This is a genomic window from Thalassococcus sp. (assembly GCF_982780845.1).
In genome coordinates this window covers 169,677-186,944 of the sequence record NZ_CEYADA010000001.1, presented here as the reverse complement: position 1 = coordinate 186,944, position 17,268 = coordinate 169,677, and the positions used below count along the sequence as shown (strand labels likewise).

Annotated in this window: 15 protein-coding genes and 1 tRNA gene; 4 read left to right on the top strand and 12 right to left on the bottom strand. The window is 58.0% G+C overall.

From position 1 onward, the window contains the following. Positions 1-3 precede the first annotated feature (3 nt). From rodA to AC4FIA_RS00895, 5 genes are read right to left on the bottom strand one after another with little or no spacing between them, the layout of a single operon-like run. Complete coding sequence (gene rodA, locus AC4FIA_RS00915) at positions 4-1,143, bottom strand: rod shape-determining protein RodA (protein ID WP_103909187.1); 1,140 nt, start codon at positions 1,141-1,143, stop codon at positions 4-6. Then, complete coding sequence (gene mrdA / locus AC4FIA_RS00910) at positions 1,140-3,083, bottom strand: penicillin-binding protein 2 (RefSeq protein WP_490364348.1); 1,944 nt, start codon at positions 3,081-3,083, stop codon at positions 1,140-1,142. The genes rodA and mrdA overlap by 4 nt, the downstream gene beginning before the upstream one ends. Beyond that, positions 3,080-3,619 carry a rod shape-determining protein MreD gene (locus AC4FIA_RS00905; protein ID WP_287475451.1) on the bottom strand — a complete coding sequence of 180 codons (540 nt, stop codon included), beginning with the start codon at positions 3,617-3,619 and terminating at the stop codon, positions 3,080-3,082. The genes mrdA and AC4FIA_RS00905 overlap by 4 nt, the downstream gene beginning before the upstream one ends. Then, a complete protein-coding gene (gene mreC / locus AC4FIA_RS00900; protein ID WP_103909184.1) occupies positions 3,616-4,527 on the bottom strand; it encodes a rod shape-determining protein MreC in 912 nt (303 codons plus the stop codon). Before mreC ends, AC4FIA_RS00905 begins: the two co-directional genes overlap by 4 nt. A 27-nt stretch (positions 4,528-4,554) precedes the next feature. After that, entirely contained in the window at positions 4,555-5,601 is a 1,047-nt protein-coding gene (locus AC4FIA_RS00895; protein WP_103909183.1) for a rod shape-determining protein, read from the bottom strand. 312 nt (positions 5,602-5,913) lie between these two features. Between AC4FIA_RS00895 and AC4FIA_RS00890 the strand changes: the two genes are divergently transcribed. Next, positions 5,914-8,418: a GcvT family protein gene (locus AC4FIA_RS00890; protein ID WP_103909182.1), complete on the top strand. Its 2,505-nt coding sequence runs from the start codon at positions 5,914-5,916 to the stop codon at positions 8,416-8,418. Positions 8,419-8,591: 173 nt separating this feature from the next. Here the strand turns inward: AC4FIA_RS00890 and AC4FIA_RS00885 are convergent, their stop codons facing one another. The 3 genes from AC4FIA_RS00885 to AC4FIA_RS00875 form a co-directional block, all read right to left on the bottom strand. After that, entirely contained in the window at positions 8,592-11,003 is a 2,412-nt protein-coding gene (locus AC4FIA_RS00885; protein WP_490364347.1) for a mechanosensitive ion channel domain-containing protein, read from the bottom strand. Between the two features lie 172 nt (positions 11,004-11,175). Further along, entirely contained in the window at positions 11,176-11,853 is a 678-nt protein-coding gene (locus tag AC4FIA_RS00880) for a GntR family transcriptional regulator (protein ID WP_103909181.1), read from the bottom strand. 32 nt (positions 11,854-11,885) lie between these two features. Beyond that, positions 11,886-12,578: a M48 family metallopeptidase gene (locus tag AC4FIA_RS00875; protein WP_490364346.1), complete on the bottom strand. Its 693-nt coding sequence runs from the start codon at positions 12,576-12,578 to the stop codon at positions 11,886-11,888. Between the two features lie 118 nt (positions 12,579-12,696). Here AC4FIA_RS00875 and AC4FIA_RS00870 point away from each other — a divergent pair, with 118 nt between their 5' ends. Both AC4FIA_RS00870 and AC4FIA_RS00865 read left to right on the top strand, forming a co-directional pair. Further along, positions 12,697-13,014, top strand: a complete 318-nt coding sequence (locus AC4FIA_RS00870) for a TIGR02300 family protein (RefSeq protein WP_490364345.1) — start codon at positions 12,697-12,699, stop codon at positions 13,012-13,014. 89 nt (positions 13,015-13,103) lie between these two features. After that, positions 13,104-13,179, top strand: a tRNA-Ala gene (locus AC4FIA_RS00865). 87 nt (positions 13,180-13,266) lie between these two features. Here AC4FIA_RS00865 and AC4FIA_RS00860 read toward each other — a convergent pair. The 4 genes from AC4FIA_RS00860 to AC4FIA_RS00845 all read right to left on the bottom strand — a co-directional run bounded on the left by AC4FIA_RS00860 (position 13,267) and on the right by AC4FIA_RS00845 (position 16,885). Continuing rightward, positions 13,267-14,211 (bottom strand): hypothetical protein, encoded by a 945-nt coding sequence (locus tag AC4FIA_RS00860; protein WP_490364344.1) that lies wholly within the window; start codon positions 14,209-14,211, stop codon positions 13,267-13,269. A 99-nt stretch (positions 14,212-14,310) separates the two neighbouring features. Next, complete coding sequence (locus AC4FIA_RS00855) at positions 14,311-14,757, bottom strand: MarR family winged helix-turn-helix transcriptional regulator (RefSeq protein WP_490364343.1); 447 nt, start codon at positions 14,755-14,757, stop codon at positions 14,311-14,313. Positions 14,758-14,977: 220 nt separating this feature from the next. Continuing rightward, the gene (locus AC4FIA_RS00850) at positions 14,978-15,817 is read right to left on the bottom strand and encodes a DUF481 domain-containing protein (RefSeq protein WP_490364342.1); all 840 of its coding nucleotides are present in this window, start codon (positions 15,815-15,817) and stop codon (positions 14,978-14,980) included. A gap of 123 nt (positions 15,818-15,940) precedes the next feature. Further along, positions 15,941-16,885, bottom strand: coding sequence for a LysR family transcriptional regulator (locus AC4FIA_RS00845; RefSeq protein WP_490364341.1), 945 nt, complete (start codon positions 16,883-16,885; stop codon positions 15,941-15,943). A gap of 151 nt (positions 16,886-17,036) precedes the next feature. On the opposite strand from AC4FIA_RS00845, the gene AC4FIA_RS00840 reads away from it, so the two are divergent. Next, positions 17,037-17,219: a hypothetical protein gene (locus AC4FIA_RS00840; RefSeq protein WP_488049526.1), complete on the top strand. Its 183-nt coding sequence runs from the start codon at positions 17,037-17,039 to the stop codon at positions 17,217-17,219. Positions 17,220-17,268 lie beyond the last annotated feature (49 nt).

Here is a 17,268-nt window from a genome sequence, read left to right as displayed (position 1 = left end):
GGATTACCTCGGACGGTGGATATGGGCGCTTTGAACAAGGCCAAAGGCCAGCATCAGAACAAGCATGGCCGAGCCACCGTAGCTGACCAGCGGCAAGGGCACACCCACAACCGGCGCAAGGCCCATAACCATCGACATGTTCACCGCAAAGAACAGGAACAGGGTCAGGCCAACGCCAAGGATCAGCAAGGACGAAAACCGGTCCTTGTTCTGAAGGGCCGAGATGACACAGAACACAAGGATCAACACGTACAGAACCAACAAGGAAAACCCGCCGATAAAGCCGAATTCCTCGGCCAGCGTGTTGAAGATAAAGTCGGTATGCTTTTCCGGAAGGAAGTTCAGGCGCGACTGTGTGCCTTGCATAAACCCGCGCCCCGTCCAGCCACCGGACCCCATCGCAATCTTGGCTTGCGTGATGTGATAGCCCGCGCCAAGCGGGTCCTGTGACGGGTCTAGAAAGGTATCGATCCGTTTGTACTGATAGTCTTTCAGTAATTGCCAATCGGTCCCGCGGCTTTCGAAAACAGCGGCGACCGTGCCGATCCCCGCCGCGATGACGCCGCCGAAGTAGGCCCAATGGACACCAGCCAAAAACATCATCAACCCGCCCGAAATCATCAGCAAAAGCGCTGTCCCGAGGTCGGGTTGGGTCAGAACCATGCCGGTTGGCAACAGGATGATCAAAACGGGCAACAGGACCCAGAAAGGATGGGACGTCTTCTTGATCGGCAGCCAGTCGTAGTAGGCGGCCAGCACCATCACCAAGGCGATCTTCATCAATTCCGATGGCTGTAGGCGCATAAAGCCGATGTCGATCCAGCGCTGGGCGCCCATACCGACGGTTCCGAAGAATTCCACCGCCAGCAACAGGGCCAGGGACACCAGATAGGCGACCACAGCCATGTTGCGCCAGAACCAGATCGGCACCAGCGCGACGATAAACATCACCGCGAGGCCAAGCAGATAGCGTTTCATCTGCGGCTCGGCCCAAGGTGAAAACGACCCGCCGGCAACAGAATAAAGCATCAGGAATCCGACGCAGGCGATGGCTGTCAGCAGGATGACAATCGGCCAGTTCAGGTAAAGAACCTTGCGCCAACCGCTTGGGGTGGTTTTGACGGAATACTCTAAATAGCTCATGCGCGGCCCGGATTGCTTTCTTGCCGTGCGCGGCGTTCGCGTTCCAGACGTTCCTGCTGGGCCTTGATCCGGCTGCGGTCGCCTTGCGGGTAGGCCTCAAGCGGGGGGGTGCCTTTGAACAGCGCCTGCAAGGTCACGTCACGGGCAATCGGTGCCGCAGCGGTCGATCCGCCGCCGCCGTGTTCGACCACGACAGCAACCGCGATCTTGGGTTTGTCGTAGGGCGCGAAATCCACAAACAACGCATGGTCGCGCCGTTCCCATGGCAGGTCTTCGTTGCGCGTCACGCCGCGCGCCCGTTCGGCGGCGGTAATGTTACGCACCTGCGATGTACCGGTTTTCCCCGCCATGCGGACAGCGTCATCGATGATCCGCGATTTATAGGCCGTGCCGCGCCGGTTGTTCGATACGGCATACATGGCTTTGCGCACCTGTTTCAGATCGTTTTCGTTGATCCCGAGCGACGCGCCGCCCTTGGACGGCAATTCAACGCTGTCCACCGATTTAATCAGCCGTGGCTCGACCGCGCGACCTGTGGCGATGCGCGCTGTCATGACGGCCTGCTGCAACGGTGACGACAGAACAAAGCCCTGACCGATAGACGCGTTGACTGTGTCGCCGATCACCCATTCGCTGTCCCGTTCACGCAGTTTCCACGCTTTGTCGGGAACAAGCCCGCTGGTCACCGCTGACATCGGGAAATCAAAGGTTTCGCCCAGTCCCAAACGACGGGCCATGTCGGCGATCTTTTCGATGCCGACCTTCAGCGCCAGATCGTAATAATAGACGTCACAGCTTTCGCGCAGCGACTGTTCAAGGTTCATGTGCCCGTGGCCTGCACGCTTCCAGCAGTGGAACTTGCGTCCGCCAACCTCAAGGTGACCCGGGCAATAAACAGTCTCGGACGGGGTGATGACCCCTGCTTCCAATGCCGCAAGCGCGGTGATCATTTTAAAGGTGGACCCGGGCGGATAGGCATCCTGCACGGTTTTCGACGCAAGCGGGCGTTTTTCGTTGTCGCGGTAGACCGCGTAATCCGCGACCGAGATACCGCGCACGAATTTGTTCGGGTCATACGTCGGTGCCGATGCACAGGCCAGCACGTCGCCGGTTTCCACATCCATCACAACGACCGATGCACTTTCTTCGCCCAAACGGGCCTGCACGTAGTCCTGCAAATCCGTGTCGATGGTCAGCTGAAGGTCAGAGCCTGCTTCGCCCTCGCGTCGATCCAGTTCGCGCATAACGCGGCCAACGGCATTGACCTCGACCCGCTTGGCGCCCGCACGGCCACGCAGCATGTCTTCGTATTTGGCCTCGACGCCGACCTTGCCGATCTGGAAGCGCGGAATGCGCAATACGGGATCAGGGTCTTCGTAGCGGTTCAGGTCGCGTTCGGACACGGGGCCCACATAGCCCGCAATATGCGCATAGATTTCCGAGTTGGGATAAATCCGGCTTAGACCGACCTCGGGCGTGACGCCGGGCAGGGCGGGCGCGTTGACGGCAACGCGGCTGATCGCGTCCCAGCCTACGCGATCCGCAATGGTGACCGGTAGAAACGGCGCGGACCGCTTCATTTCGGTCAAAGCACGGTTCAATTCGTCTTCGTCCAGTTCAACCAGCATCGACAGGCGCGCGATAACGGCGTCGACGTCTCCGGCATCTTCCTGAACCAATGTGATCCGGTAGGATGGTTCGTTTGCAGCAATTACGCGGCCATTACGGTCAAAGATTTGCCCACGTGACGGGGGCAAAAGGCGCAGGTTGATGCGGTTCTCTTCGGCCAGCAGACGGAACTCATCCGCCTGATCCACCTGCAAATGCCGCATACGCAGCGCAAGCAAACCGGCAAAGCCCACCTGTAGCCCGCCAAGGATCATGCCCCTGCGGGAAATCTTGCGGAAGCTGGCCGCTGTATCCTTTGGCGTTCGTCTCATCGGGCGTGTGACAGTTTATCTGAATCTCTCGGGTTCCCGCGTCTGACCCCGAACAGGAAGTGGGACAGAAGCACGACAACGGGATAAACGGCGATTGTCATTACTGCCTGAGTGGTGATCAGTGTCCATCCCGCTGGTTCGATAATAAACACCAGACGGACAATTTGGTAGATGACCAACATCACGATTACGCTGACGGCAATAGTTAGCCACTCGACCGAAAACAGGGGTTCGCGCTGGCTGCGATCCTGACGTTTCAGGCTTTCGGTCATGACCACCAACAGCGCGGCCCAAAGGCCGGGGGGGCGTTGCAAAACAAAGTCTGCCAGCAAGGCGACAAAACCCACCAAAAGACCCGGTACATACTCTGGCCTGCGGATGGCCCACGCAAAGGTCACGGCCGTGATCAGATCGGGCCCCGAGATGCGGTCAGGTTGCGAATTCAATGGCAGCAGGTCAAAGAACATGACCATCAGGCAAATCGCGACATAGAGAAACCGCATCCACCACAGACGCAATGTCGCTGTGTCGATCATTGTCCGTCACCCTCGGCAGGGTCGGTAGGCTCGATGGGGGCGCTAATGTCGCCTTCGGGCAGGATCAGGGCCGATGGTTCGCGCACGCGCCGTGCGCCGTGGTCCCGCAGGATGCGCAGGAATTCGAGCCGTTCATAATCTGCCGCAAGACGTGCACGCAGACGACCGCCGGGGTCCTTTGCGACCTGACCGATCAGCAGGCCGGGGGGGAAGACCTCGCCATCGCCGGACGTCACGATCCGGTCGCCGGGGCGCACAAGATCGGGGTTTTCCAGAAAGTCGATGGGCGGGGCCGAGCTGTTGTCGCCGGTCACGATGGCGCGCTGGCCCGAGGGCTGGATGATCGCTGGGATGCGGCTGGTCGCATCGGTCAAAAGGATCACGCGGCTTGTGTTCGCGCCCACACCCGAAATGCGCCCGACAAGGCCGATGCCGTCCATCGCCGCCCAGCCATCGACGATGCCGTCGCGGGAGCCGACGTTGATCAGCACACTCTGACGGAACGGCGAGCCGGAGTCCGCAATCACGACGCCGGTGATATAGGTCAGCCGCGGATCAAGCCGCACGTTGTTCAGATCGCGCAGGCGGGCGTTTTCCTGTTCCAGCTGAACAGCGGCCTCTTTCCACGCCGTCATTTGGCGCAGTTCGCGGCGAAGTTCCTGATTTTGATCGTAAATCTGTTGGTAGCTGCGGAAATCACGGGCGATTTTCACCACCGCCGTCACAGGCGCCATAGCCCAGTCCATATTGGGAACGACAGCATCGACAATCTGCGCGCGAAACCGTTCCACGCGCGGGGAATCGATGCGCCAGAACAGAAACAGCGCGATCAGAAACAGGACGAACAGCGCCAGCAAAAGCCGCTTGAGCGGTCCTGTGTAATCTTCTGAATTGCGGTCCCTTGCCAATACAGCGCCCCTCTGATGGTTGCCGCGTTAGCTGTCGTAGTCGATCGCGTGGCGCAGTTGTTTTTCGTATTCCAGCGCTTTGCCGGTGCCCAAGGCCACACAGTTCAGGCTTTCGTCCGCGATGGACACCGCCAGACCGGTTTGTTCGCGCAGCGCAAGGTCCAGATCGCCCAGCAGCGCACCGCCGCCTGTCAGCATCACACCACGGTCTACGATGTCTGCCGCCAGATCCGGCGGGGTTGCTTCCAGCGCGGTCATGACCGCTTCGCAAATGGCCTGAACCGGTTCGGACAGCGCCTCGGCCACTTGGGCCTGCGAAATCTCGGTTTCTTTCGGAACACCGTTTAGCAGATCGCGACCACGGATTTGCATGGACGAGCCACGGCCATCGTCGGGCATGCGCGCGGTGCCGATAGATGTCTTGATGCGTTCTGCGGTGGATTCACCGACCAGCAGGTTCTGCTGGCGACGCAGGTAGGAAATGATCGCTTCGTCCATGCGGTCACCACCGACGCGGACAGAACGGGCGTAAACGATGTCGCCCAGCGACAGAACCGCAACCTCTGTTGTACCGCCGCCGATGTCGACGACCATGTTGCCCGTCGGGTCGGTGATCGGCATGCCCGCACCAATCGCCGCAGCAATCGGTTCGGCAATCAGACCGGCCTTGCGGGCACCAGCGGACAGAACCGACTGACGGATCGCACGCTTTTCAACCGGCGTTGCGCCATGGGGCACACAGACGATGATCTTGGGCTTGGAGAATGTCGAGCGCTTATGAACCTTGCGGATGAAGTGTTTGATCATCTCTTCCGCAACGTCGAAGTCGGCAATCACGCCTTCGCGCATAGGGCGAATCGCTTCGATCGATCCGGGTGTCCGGCCCAGCATCAGTTTGGCGTCTTCACCAACAGCCAGAACCTTTTTCACACCGTCCTTGACGTGATAGGCGACAACGGACGGTTCAGACAGGATAACACCGCGGCCTTTGACATAAACCAGCGTGTTTGCTGTGCCCAAGTCGATGGCCATGTCTGCCGCAAAGGCACCCAGAAGTTTTTCCAGTCCAAACATCGTATTCACGTATCCCCAAAAGGCCAGTAACCCGCGACTCTGCCGATGCGGGTTTTGGTTCTTATAGGGATGCCGATGCGCCGATAAAAGGCCCGAAGGCAGGCCGATCAGCGTGAATCTGCCGCAATTGGGCAAAACAGGTCGCCCATGCCCCTGTAGTTGGCAGGCCTGAACGAATCTGAGCGGCACCAACGGGTCCTCAAGGTGTCGTTTTTCGCCTCATGTCGCATTTTCTTTGTGTTCTGTCGTGGGAACGCGACTTTGCCTTGGGCGGCCACGATAAGGTCTCCGCAACATAGTAGGAGTTCGGGTATGAAAACCAACGTCAAAGCGCTTGTTGTCGGGGGCGGTGCGGTCGGCACGTCCATCGCATATCATTTGGCCCGAGCGGGCTGGTCTGATGTAATGTTGCTGGAACGCGACGAGCTGACGTCAGGCTCGACGTGGCATGCTGCGGGCCTTTTGCCCTATTTCAACATGTCCTACGCGACGACCCACATCCACGATTACTCGATCAAGTTCTACAAGACGCTTGAGGAAGAAACCGGCCTGAACGCGGGCTTCTTTGTCGTTGGTAACCTGCGTATGGCGCAGACAGACGAACGCATGGACGAATACATGGTCTATGCAACAACGGCAGAAACCGTTGGTGTTCCGTACGAATGGATGACGCCCGATCAAATCAAAGAACGGTGGCCGCTGGTCAACACAGAAGACCTGAAAGGCGCGATCTATCACCCGACCGATGGCTATATTAACCCTGCCGACGTCACCATGGCGATGGCCAAGGGCGCGCGCCAGCGTGGTGTGACCATCGAACGTAAGTGGCAGGTTGATGGCTATGAATGGAAAGGTGACCACTGGGACGTGACAGTTACCAAGATGGTCGAAAAGGGCGGCAACCTTGTGCCGTCCGACGAACAAACCGTCATCAGCGCCGAACATGTGGTCACGGCCACAGGCAACCACGCACAACGCACGGCCAAAATGCTTGGCATCAAGATTCCCGCGATTCCGGTCGAACACCAGTTCATCGTGACGGAACCCGATCCTGCGCTGCTCGCTTACCGCGAAGCGGGCAACGAACAGCACCCCGTTCTGCGCGATGCCGACGCGAAATGGTACGTGCGTGAAGAACGCGGCGGCTGGATCCTTGGCCCCTACGAACTGAATGCACCGGCGTGCTTTGAATACGGCGTCCCCGACAGCTTCCGCGCCGATCTGTTCCCGCTCGATCTGGACCGGATCGAAGAAGAATACATGTCGATGATCCACCGTATTCCATCGTCGGAAACGGTTGGCCTGAAGGACGATTTCAACGGCCCGATCTGCTATACTCCCGATGGCAACCCGCTGATCGGTCCGGCACCGGGTCTGCGCAACATGTGGCTGGCCGAAGGCTTCTCGTTCGGTATCACGGCTGCTGGCGGCGCAGGTCACTACCTTGCCCAGCTGATGGTCGAAGGCGAAGCCGAGATCGACATGGCATCGCTTGATCCGAAACGCTACGGGTCCTGGATGACGACCGAATATGCTGCTCGTAAGAACGAAGAGGCATATGAACACGTCTACATCCTGCACCACCCTGACGAAGAACGCCCCGCGTGCCGCCCGCTGCGCACAGGTCCGGCCTATGATCGTCAGAAAGCAAAAGGCGCCCAGTTCGGCGTGGTCAACGGTTGGGAACGTCCCAACTACTACGGTCCGCTGGATGCAGACGACAACTTTGACCACGACGCACGTTCGTTCCGCCGTGGCGGCTGGTGGCAGTACGCGGCAGACGAGGCCAAGGCGATCCGCGAAGGCGTAGGCCTGATCGACGCAACAGCCTTCACCAAGCACCGCCTCAGCGGTCCGGGTGCGACGGCGTTCCTTGACTGGTTCACCACCAACAAGCTGCCCAAGGTTGGCCGCATCAACCTGACCTACGCTTTGACCAGCGCGGGCACCACGCGCACCGAATACACCATCGTGCGCGAAGGCGAGGACGACTATTACCTCGTCTCGGCAGGTGCATGGCACGCCTACGATCAGGATTATCTGAAAAAGGCGATTGAAGACAAAGAGCCCGAGTTCGGTCGTATCAACCTTCAGGACGTGACATCGCAATACGGTGTCTTCGCACTGGCAGGCCCGAAAGCGCGTGATCTGCTGAAAGGGCTGATCAAGGATGCTGATCCGGAAACAGCCCTGTCCAACAAACGCTTCCCGTGGCTGTCCTACCGTCAGATCGAATTGGGTATGTGCCCCGTCAACGCGATCCGTGTGGCCTACACCGGTGAGCTTGGCTGGGAACTGCATCACCCCATCGAAATGCAGAACTATCTGTGGGACCTGCTGCTGAAAGAGGGCGAAAAGCATGGCCTGAAACTGGTCGGTGCCCGCGCGCAGAATTGGCTGCGTCAGGAAAAATCCTACCGCGCCTTCGGCACCGAATTGGGCCGCGATGCGACCCCGCTTGAGGCCGGACTGGACCGCTTTGTCGATCTGGACAAGGATTTCTACGGCAAGGACGCGATGGTCAAAACCGGCATCCGCTCCAAATGTGTGACGCTTCTGATTGATGGACCCGAGGACGCGGATCCATGGGGCCGCGAGGCGCTGTACACAGAGGACGGAACACGTGTGGGTCGTCTGACATCCGGTGGCTGGTCTGCGGCCTTCGGCAAGTCCATCGGTATGGGCTATGTCAAACCGGAACTGGCAGAGCCGGGCACCAAGCTGAAGGTGCGGTTGTTCAAAGAACTTTGGGATGCCGAAGTGACCGAGGACAGCCCGTACGATCCGAAAAACGCAACGATCCGCGTTGACGGCTGATAAGGGCTAGGGGGCTCTGCCACCTTGGCCTGCGGCCGATTCCCCCGAGGTATTTCCGGACAGAAAATACCATCGGGGTCAGCGCCAGCCCGAGGACGTAGCCGGAGGCGAAGGACGAGATAAAAAAGAACGCGAGGTGAAAACCTCGCGTTCCTCTTTGTTAAAGGGATCCGTTAGCGGTCGACGCCGCCGTCCGGATTGTCGCCGTTTGTATCTCCGGCATCTTCCGCCAAGGGTGCATCGAGCTGCTCCTTGCGATCCACTTTGGCGCCTTCGTCCTTGTCCTCGGACGGGGGCGACAGGCGGATTGGCTGGGTTTCGCCTTCTTTCGTCTCGCCAAACACTATTGTCTGGTACGGGTACGGAATCTCGATGCCCTGTTCGTCGAAGATACGCTTCAGGATTTCGTTGTAGGCACGGCCCGTGGACCACTGAGAGCCAGGGATCGTTTTGATCCGTGCGCGCAGAACGATGGCGCTGTCGCCAAAGCTGTTCAGGCCAAACCATTCCAGATCGCCCAGCAGGACGTTGGCGATTTCCTGGTCCGACTTCAGTTCCTCGAAGGCATCGAACATCGCCTTTTTCACGTCGCTGACGTTCTCGCGGTAGGCCACGCCCATGTCGCAGACAAAGTACGAGAACTCTCGCATGAAGTTGGTCACCATGTCGACCGACGAGAACGGGATGATGTGAAACGCACCCTGTACGTCGCGCAGGCTGACAGAGCGGACGGTCAACTTCTCGACCGTGCCGGTGGTGCCGCCGACGGTTACAACGTCACCAACGTTCATGGCGTTTTCGAACTGGATGAAGACACCTGTAATAATGTCCTGAACCAGCTTTTGCGCACCGAAACCGATGGCCAGACCCAGAACACCGGCAGAGGCGATCAAGGGTCCGATGTTCAGGCCGATTTCGGACAAACAGAACATCGCGGTCAGAACAAACAGCGCGATCGAGAACGCGTTTTTCAGCAGCGACAGAAGCGTCTTTTCACGCACAGTCGGTGCGCGGCCGTAATCGGGGTTCAGTTTGTATTCCAGCCACGAGTTGAACGCGAGCCAGATGGCCGCGGCGACCAGCAGGATCATACCTACCGACACCACTGCGCCAGAGAACTGCAAACCCGATGCTGACGACAGCCACGACCCGATAAACGTCAGGCCCATAATGTTCAGCGCGTAGGCCACAACCGCAATCGTGACGATGATGCGCAGGCCCAGCAGGATTTTCGGAACGATCGAATTCAGGCGCGGCTCCAGCGTTGGCAGCATGCTTTTCAGATCGTCCGGCAGGCTGATGCCACGCAGCATTGCCTGACCGATCACGCTGACAATCATCGAACCGACCAGCACGGCCAGAAGGACCTTACCGCTGGCAGCAAGATAGCTGACCACCACGTCGGACGGGCTGGACACGATGACGGTGAACATCACGGCCAGATAGATCAGGGCGAACCAGTGCCAGCTGCGGACAAGCGTGCCGAACACGCCGCGCAGGCGGTATTTTTCGGACTGCTTCGGTGCTTCGTCGGTTTCTTCTTCGTACGTTTCGGTCAGCATCCGGCGCGCGATCCAGTTGGCCACTGTGTCGCGGTGATAGATGACAAGGAAAACGACGTAGAACAGAACGATCAACGAAAGAAGCGCTGACACAGCAAGACCGGCTGTGTAGCCAACGTTGCGGTTGATGATCGGGATCACCAGCAACTGGCCATAGCCCAGAATAGAGACCACGATATTGCTGTGCAGGTTGATCCGCTTGGCCGCGACATTCGACAGGTTCACAGGGCGCAAGCCGCCTGCGGACGGCGAGATCACCGAACGGATCGCCACCTTGATCAACTCAACGATCAGGAAGGCGTTCAGATACAATGTCTGGCGGAACCCGATTTGCGCGGTTTCGCCCAAAGCCAAAAGGGTGATGGCATAGCCGATGCCCCACGCCACAACGACAATCATCGCATCGATAAAGATCGACCCGAGAAACAGGAAGGCGCGGTGCAGAATGTTCCGGTGTTCGGCGCGTTCGCCCATCGACCGGAAGAAGGGCATCATCAGGCGGCGCAGCACCATAAAGACGGCGACCGTGATGATGATGACCAGAAACAGCGATTGGACTGCTTGCCACAGCACATCGGTATCAACGCGCGTCAAGCCGCGCAGCACACCGGAAGATCCGGTCAGCGTTGCGTAAAGGGACGTCACACGGGCGGCGATTGTCTCGGCCGTGCCTTGGGTGAACTGGGCGATTCGGGTGCCGATGGATTCCTGGTTCTCTGCGGCATCCGCGACAGTGTCTGCAGCGTCGTCTGCTGCCTGTGCGCCGTCATTAACCACGGTTTCCAGTTTCTCGATCAGCTCAGCGCGCGCGGCATCGTCTTGCAACACGTCCAGCAGGCTTTGAAGCGCTCCGTTTTCAGAGCTGCTGTCGGAACTGCTTTCAGTCGTGGAAGAAGATGTATCCGTGCCAAGCGACAGGCCTTGTGCCTGTGCCAACCCAGCAAGCACCGAGAAGATAGTGACAAAAGCGGAAATCAGGAAAAAGCGAACGGGGTGCAATGCGCGCATGCGGCTGCGGATCATTAGTGTGCCTCTGGTTGTCGGGGCCGTCGCCCCTTGCGTTTGTTCCGGTTTCGCAGGCAAGGCGACCGGATGTGTGATCAGACGATAACGCAGAAAACCCGGAAAGGTTCCAGATTTCTGTATATGTCGATGATGATTGTTTGATGTGGACCTGGCCAGATCAGGTGCCAGCCTAGGGATCAGCGAGCATCTTAAGTCCGTTGGTCACATCCGAGCGTACCGCCAAACGTAGGCCCGGTTCATCGCCCGCTTTCAGCGCAGCGATGATCAGGCGGTGCTGATAGGGGGCCTCGGACCGGCGCAGGCGCGAATAGAGCGCGCGCATCGTCGGCCCCAGCTGAAGCCAGACCGTTTCCGTCATCGCCAACATCGCAGGCGCCTGCGCACGCAGGTATAGCGTGCGGTGGAATTCCAGATTGGCGCGGATATAGCCCATCGCATCGCGGTTCGACACGACTTCGGTGATCGCGTTGTTGATGCTTTGCAAACGTTCGATCAGCGCCATGTGCGCGCGGGGCAGGGCGCGACTGGCCAGTTCCACTTCCAGAAGCGCGCGCAAGGATGCCAGTTCTTCGATCCGCTCGCCCGAAAGTTCGGGTGTGGCGACGCGGCCAGATGACGACATCTGCAATGCGCCCTCGGCCACCAGCCGATGGACCGCTTCGCGCGCAGGCGTCATGGAACAGTGGAAATCACGACCAATGCCGCGCAGGGTCAAAGATTCACCCGGTGCCATCTGTCCGAACATGATGCGCGACCGCAGGCCGCGATACACGCGGTCATGCGCCGACGTTGCAGCATCGGATTGACGGGCCGGTTGGCGGATAGGATCGGACACAGGTGGCAGCATCGGCTATTTTGTGATCACAAATAAGAACAAGGTCAATCGGCAAAACGGTAGCCGTGCAAACGCGGGCCGTTCTGGCGCAACCAGTTACGTTGTGCCTTCCATGGACCGTACAGCTCTTCTACCACGCGCCAGAACCTATCCGAGTGGTTCATTTCAGCAAGATGCGCCACCTCATGCGCGGCCACATACCGCAGGACATCAGGCGGAGCGAGGATCAGTCGCCACGAATAAGACAGCCCGCCCGTGCTGCTGCACGACCCCCACCGCGACCGCGTATCGCGCAGCGTGATGCGGCTATAGGGCTTGCCCAGAAGGTCCGCGTAATGGTCCGATGCGGTGACAAGCCGCTCGCGCGCCAGTGTCTTCAGAAAGGTGCGCGCGCGTGTGGCCATGCGATCCGGTTCACCGGGAATCAAAAGCCTGTCGTCTTCCACCGCAATCCTACGGCCCTGCGCAGGGTGCAGTGTTAAGTCGCGCCCTTCGACAGGCAGCACGGAACCGGCGGAAATGGCAACCTGCGACACCTGTTTCGCCAGATGCCCGCGCAGCCAGTCCTCTTTCGCCCGCAAAAAGGCGATTCCCTCGGCTTCGGGGACAAAACGGGGCAGGGTCAGCGTCACGCGCCCGTCCAGCGAAGACAGCCGCAACGAGATTCGCTTGGCCCGCGCCGAACGCCGCAAAATAACGGGAATTGGTGGGTTGCCCTCAAGCGCAATCAGGCCCATATCGGTCTCCGAAACAGGCACAGGGCCCGTGATGCTGTCAAAGCCTTTGACACGGCTGCCACCTTATGGCAGGTGGCCCTGATTGTCTCAAGACTTACAGGATTGAAAGGGACTTCCCATGCCCAAGGAAGAATGGGGCGTTAAGCGCGTCTGCCCAACGACAGGTAAACGGTTCTACGACCTGAACCGCAACCCAATCGTCAGCCCCTATACCGGTGAAGTCGTGGAAATCGACACCGGCAAGCGCAGCATGATTGCAGCCGACGCCGCCGATGGCGCGAAGATGAAAGCCGACATCAACAACGAAGAAGACGTTGATGTACTGGAAGATGATGTCGATCTGGACCTCGATGACGAGGATGTACTGGACGACGATGATGACGATAACGTCTCGCTGGACGAAATCGCCGACGTTGCGGACGACAACGAAGACTAAAGATTTTCGTCACGGGCAGGCGATTTACGCTTGATCCTGCCCGTGGCTTTTCGTAAGTGACGCCGCACAGTGCGACGCACTGACATGATGGGGCCTTAGCTCAGCTGGGAGAGCGCTTGCATGGCATGCAAGAGGTCAGGGGTTCGATCCCCCTAGGCTCCACCAAACTTCCCTGTTTTTATAGAAACCAGCGCTCTCCTCTTTCGGAGTAAGGTCCGATTTTGATCAGCAGTCTCGGGCCTTAACTGCCGTTCAGATATTTTCGCTTATCTGCCTTAGTTTTCGTTGCCCTTGAGCGGTCAGACGCACATCACATTTGTGCATTGGACCCACACCTCTTTTCTCGATCAGCGGGTGGGGCATCTTTGCCATTTCGTTTAACGTCGCCTCTAATGTGTTGACCGGCACGTGATCGTCGACCTCGGCTCCCGCAACCATGGCATCGCCTATCGACCGTGCCATTTTCTTCCAATCAACCGATGTGGCCCGCAAAATGCGGGTTTGTATGTTATTCAATCCGGTCAAAGCGTCAGGTTGACGACCTCTCATGACCTCAAATACCTGAAGCGCATGTTTATCCGAGGTCTTATGCAAGGATGCGTCAATTGGATCAGGTAAATTTGCAATAGCCTCCCAGCACTGCAACATTTTCTGCCAATCCGACAAGCTTAATTCCCTGGCAGGATAGTCGCGATTTGGCATGTCGCAAAGCATTTCCGACCAGAACTTTTCCGTGAACTTTTCAGAATTACCCTGTGGGAACAGACAAATTGAAACATTGCTCAGATCAAGTCCCATCGTTGGGAGGCGAGCGCTCAAGTACCATTGAAATATTACGCCATTTACGGATTGATCCCGCCAAACTTCAATTTCCTTCGCGACGGGCGCTGCATCGTCAAACTCAAGAGGTAGAGCTGCATCGTCGATATCAAGCCCGTTCTTATGCATCTCGAACAAATCGAATTTTGGAAGGATTTGCGTCCAAACGAAGTGGGGCATTGCACTGCCGTCAGGCAGAACAGAGCCAGTTGATTTGCTCCAGAATGCTTCCCTTGATCTTCTGAACTCGGTCAGATCTCTCCAATCGCCGAGTGGCCCAACGGAAAAGTCTTCCCAGCATAGAAAAGTGTAAGTCTCGTCGGGGATCTGAACGCTTTTGGGAAAGTTAAAGTTTTTGTGGCAAAGGATCAGGCGCATCGAGAACTTTCAGTGTAAATTAAGAAATGACTTTGGCTGCATCGCACTGTGCCGTCAATTAGCGCCCAAAATGGTGATTGACCGAAATAAGGCAGCGCTTCATTTCGCTTCGTTCAAAAGCGCCTCTAGCCCTGCTTCCAGCTGCTTGAAGGCATCCCCCAGACGTTTTTCCAGTTCGGCCTGATGGGCTTTGGCCATGGGGAGCAGTTCGGCCATCATTTTCTGACCGTCAGCAGTGAGCGATAGGATGATCAGGCGGCGGTCTTCGGGGTTTTCTTTGCGTTCGATCAAGCCCGCTTCCCGCAGGCGTTTGGCGGCGCGGCTGACTTCGTATTTTTCCATTGCCACGCGGGCTTCGATGTCGCGCACGGATGTGTTGCCTGAGTGGGCAAGGTGCACGAGAACGCGCCATTCGGGTATCGAGATGCCGAAGCGGTCGCGGTACTGGCGGGCAAGTTGTTCGCTGGTGTGTTTTGCCGCGACGGCCAGTCTGTAGGGTGTGAAACCGTAAAGGTCGAAGTCCGGCAGGGGCGGCGTGTCGGTCATTCTGGGTCCTTTCAGCCGCGCGAATGAATGTCGGCGATAGGTCCAAAATCCCGCAATTTCGTAGCAGGTGCAATGACCTTGTGGTGCGCGTCTGGTGTGACGGGTTCCTGACCGGGGCTCTGCCCCGGACCCCGGAGTATTTCAGGACAGATGAAACAGCTGATCGGGAGTGTGCCGGGGGCAGTTTTCCTGCCTCCGGCTATCATGAGGGGTGGGGTTTTTAGTTGAACGAGTAGACCAGCGAGACGCCGAAGGTGTTGTCGGTGTGTTTTGCTGTGCCGGGCTCGGTGTGGTATTCGGTCAGCAGGCTTGTGCGCAGCGACAGGGCGTCTGTCATAGCGACGCTGATCGCCAGATCGTTGAAGACCACGGTGTCCGATTCAGACCAGATCACGTCTGTGTCCGCAGTGAGCGCGACAGTTTCGGTCAGTTTCTGGGCAAAGTCAGAGGACAGACCAAACGCGCCTTCGCTGACGTCGCCTTTTGTCACGTCGTTCAGTTCGGCAAAGCGGTAGCCCGGGCCGGCCTGAACAGACCACTGGCGGTCGGCTTCGTTGAAGATGCGGTAACCGGCACCGAAGCTGACGAATGTGTCTGTTTCGAACTGTGCGTCTGTGGCGCTGTCAACTGAGCCCTGAACTTTGGCAAAGCCGAAGGCGACCGGTGTGAAATCGCGTGTGTATTCCAGACCGTAGTACAGGCTTTCTTCCGGATCGGAGTCATCGTCATCGGTGTATGCGTAGTTCAGCTGTAGTTCGATACCGTTCTGACCCCAGACATAGTTGATGTCCGAGCCGATGCCGACGTTGATGCTTTCGTTGTTGCCGCTTTCGGCAATGCCGCGCAGGGCGAACGAGCCGTTGAAGCCTTGCGGGCGGCCTTCGTTGCCGAAACGGTCCAGTGTGCGCTCGGCGTCATCTTCGATGGCTTCGATCAGGTCTTCGTTGCGGTCTTCCGCAACTGTGTCGCGGCCGATCAGTGTTTGAGCGCTTGCGGCTGTTGCCGACATGGCGGCGATGAGCGCGATGGCGCTTGTGGTGAATGTCGCTTTGTTTTTCATTGGTTTTCCTTTCCCAACAAAAGCTTGCCCCGACCGGATCGGCCGGGAGCATTTCTGCTGGGACTGATGTAGGAAAACTTTTGTCGTGAGGAAAATTTAAAATAATTGGGTATGATATGAGATTTAATTGTTGATTGTGGATTCCTCGGATTTCCCAAGCACTTCGATGCTGTCGCCGCTGCTGATGTCGTTCAAATCAGCCAGAACAGCGTTCTGAAGTTCGTCCATTTGGGATTGGACGGTGGCCAATGCCTGCTCTGCGGTTTGCCGGATTTCCGAATCCAGATCGTCGCGCCAGACGGACCAGATGGGATAGGGGAACATCGGCGCATCGGGGACCAGATGCAGTCGGCCCTCGTCCAGATACCGTTTGATGTACCGCGCAGGCAGATAGGCCGCTGCGCGACGGTTCACGATGAAATCAGCCGCCATCGCGCCTAGTGATAGGGTCAAACCGGGGTTCGTCAGATCGGGCAATTCCAGCGCGTGGGCGTGCAGGAACTCGGGGCCCCAATCGACGAAGACATAGTTTTCAGGGATTTCATCCAGCGTGGCGGGCCAGGATGCGACCAGAACCAGTTCTTCTTCCAGAACCTTGCTGGCGGACAGGCCGGGGCGCAATTGCGGGTTATACATCAGGCCGATCTGAACCACGCCTTCGACAAGAAAGCGGGTGATGCGGTCGGGCATTCCAAGTTCCGCACGGATATTCAGGGTTGGCATGGTGGCCTGCATCTGGTCGATCCAGCGGAAGCCCAGGCGGGGCCACAGCGAATATTGCGCGCCGATGGTCAGGGATTTGGTGTAGCCCTCGGGCACGCCGATCTGCTGGCGGGCCTCTTCCCAGATCTTGATCAGCGACAGGGCGTAGCGTTCGAATTCGCGGCCTGCTGAGGTCAGTTCGGCACCGGCCTTGGATCTGATGAAAAGCTGTTTGCCAAGCGAATCCTCAAGGCGTTGGATACGCAGACTGACGGCGGACTGCGTGACATACAGCCGGTCGCTGGCGTTCACGAAAGACCCTGTTGCGGCAACTTCAAGGAAGGTTCGGATCAGCTGGATGTCCATATCGCATATCCATAAGAAATAGTCTGGTTAAGCATATTTCTTATTCGTTTTTCTGTTGTGATGAAAGCGCCTATCTATCTTTCAACGGCCAAGGCGCGGAACGAAACGCGCCGCGCCAGAGAAACCCACGTTGGGTGAAGGAGTGAAATTGATGACTGTATTTTCCGCACGCAAAGCTATCGCTGTCGCATTGGTTCTGGGCCTGTCGGCCTGTTCGACAAACCAGGTGATCGACAACACCGTTGATGTTGCGTCTGGTGCGACCAAGCTTGCCGCGAAAGGTGCCGTTGGCGCAGGGAAACTGGTCTATCGTGGCGTTGCCGGCGACGAATAATTACCGCGACGTCGATACGAAAAAGGGCTGCACATCGTGCAGCCCTTTT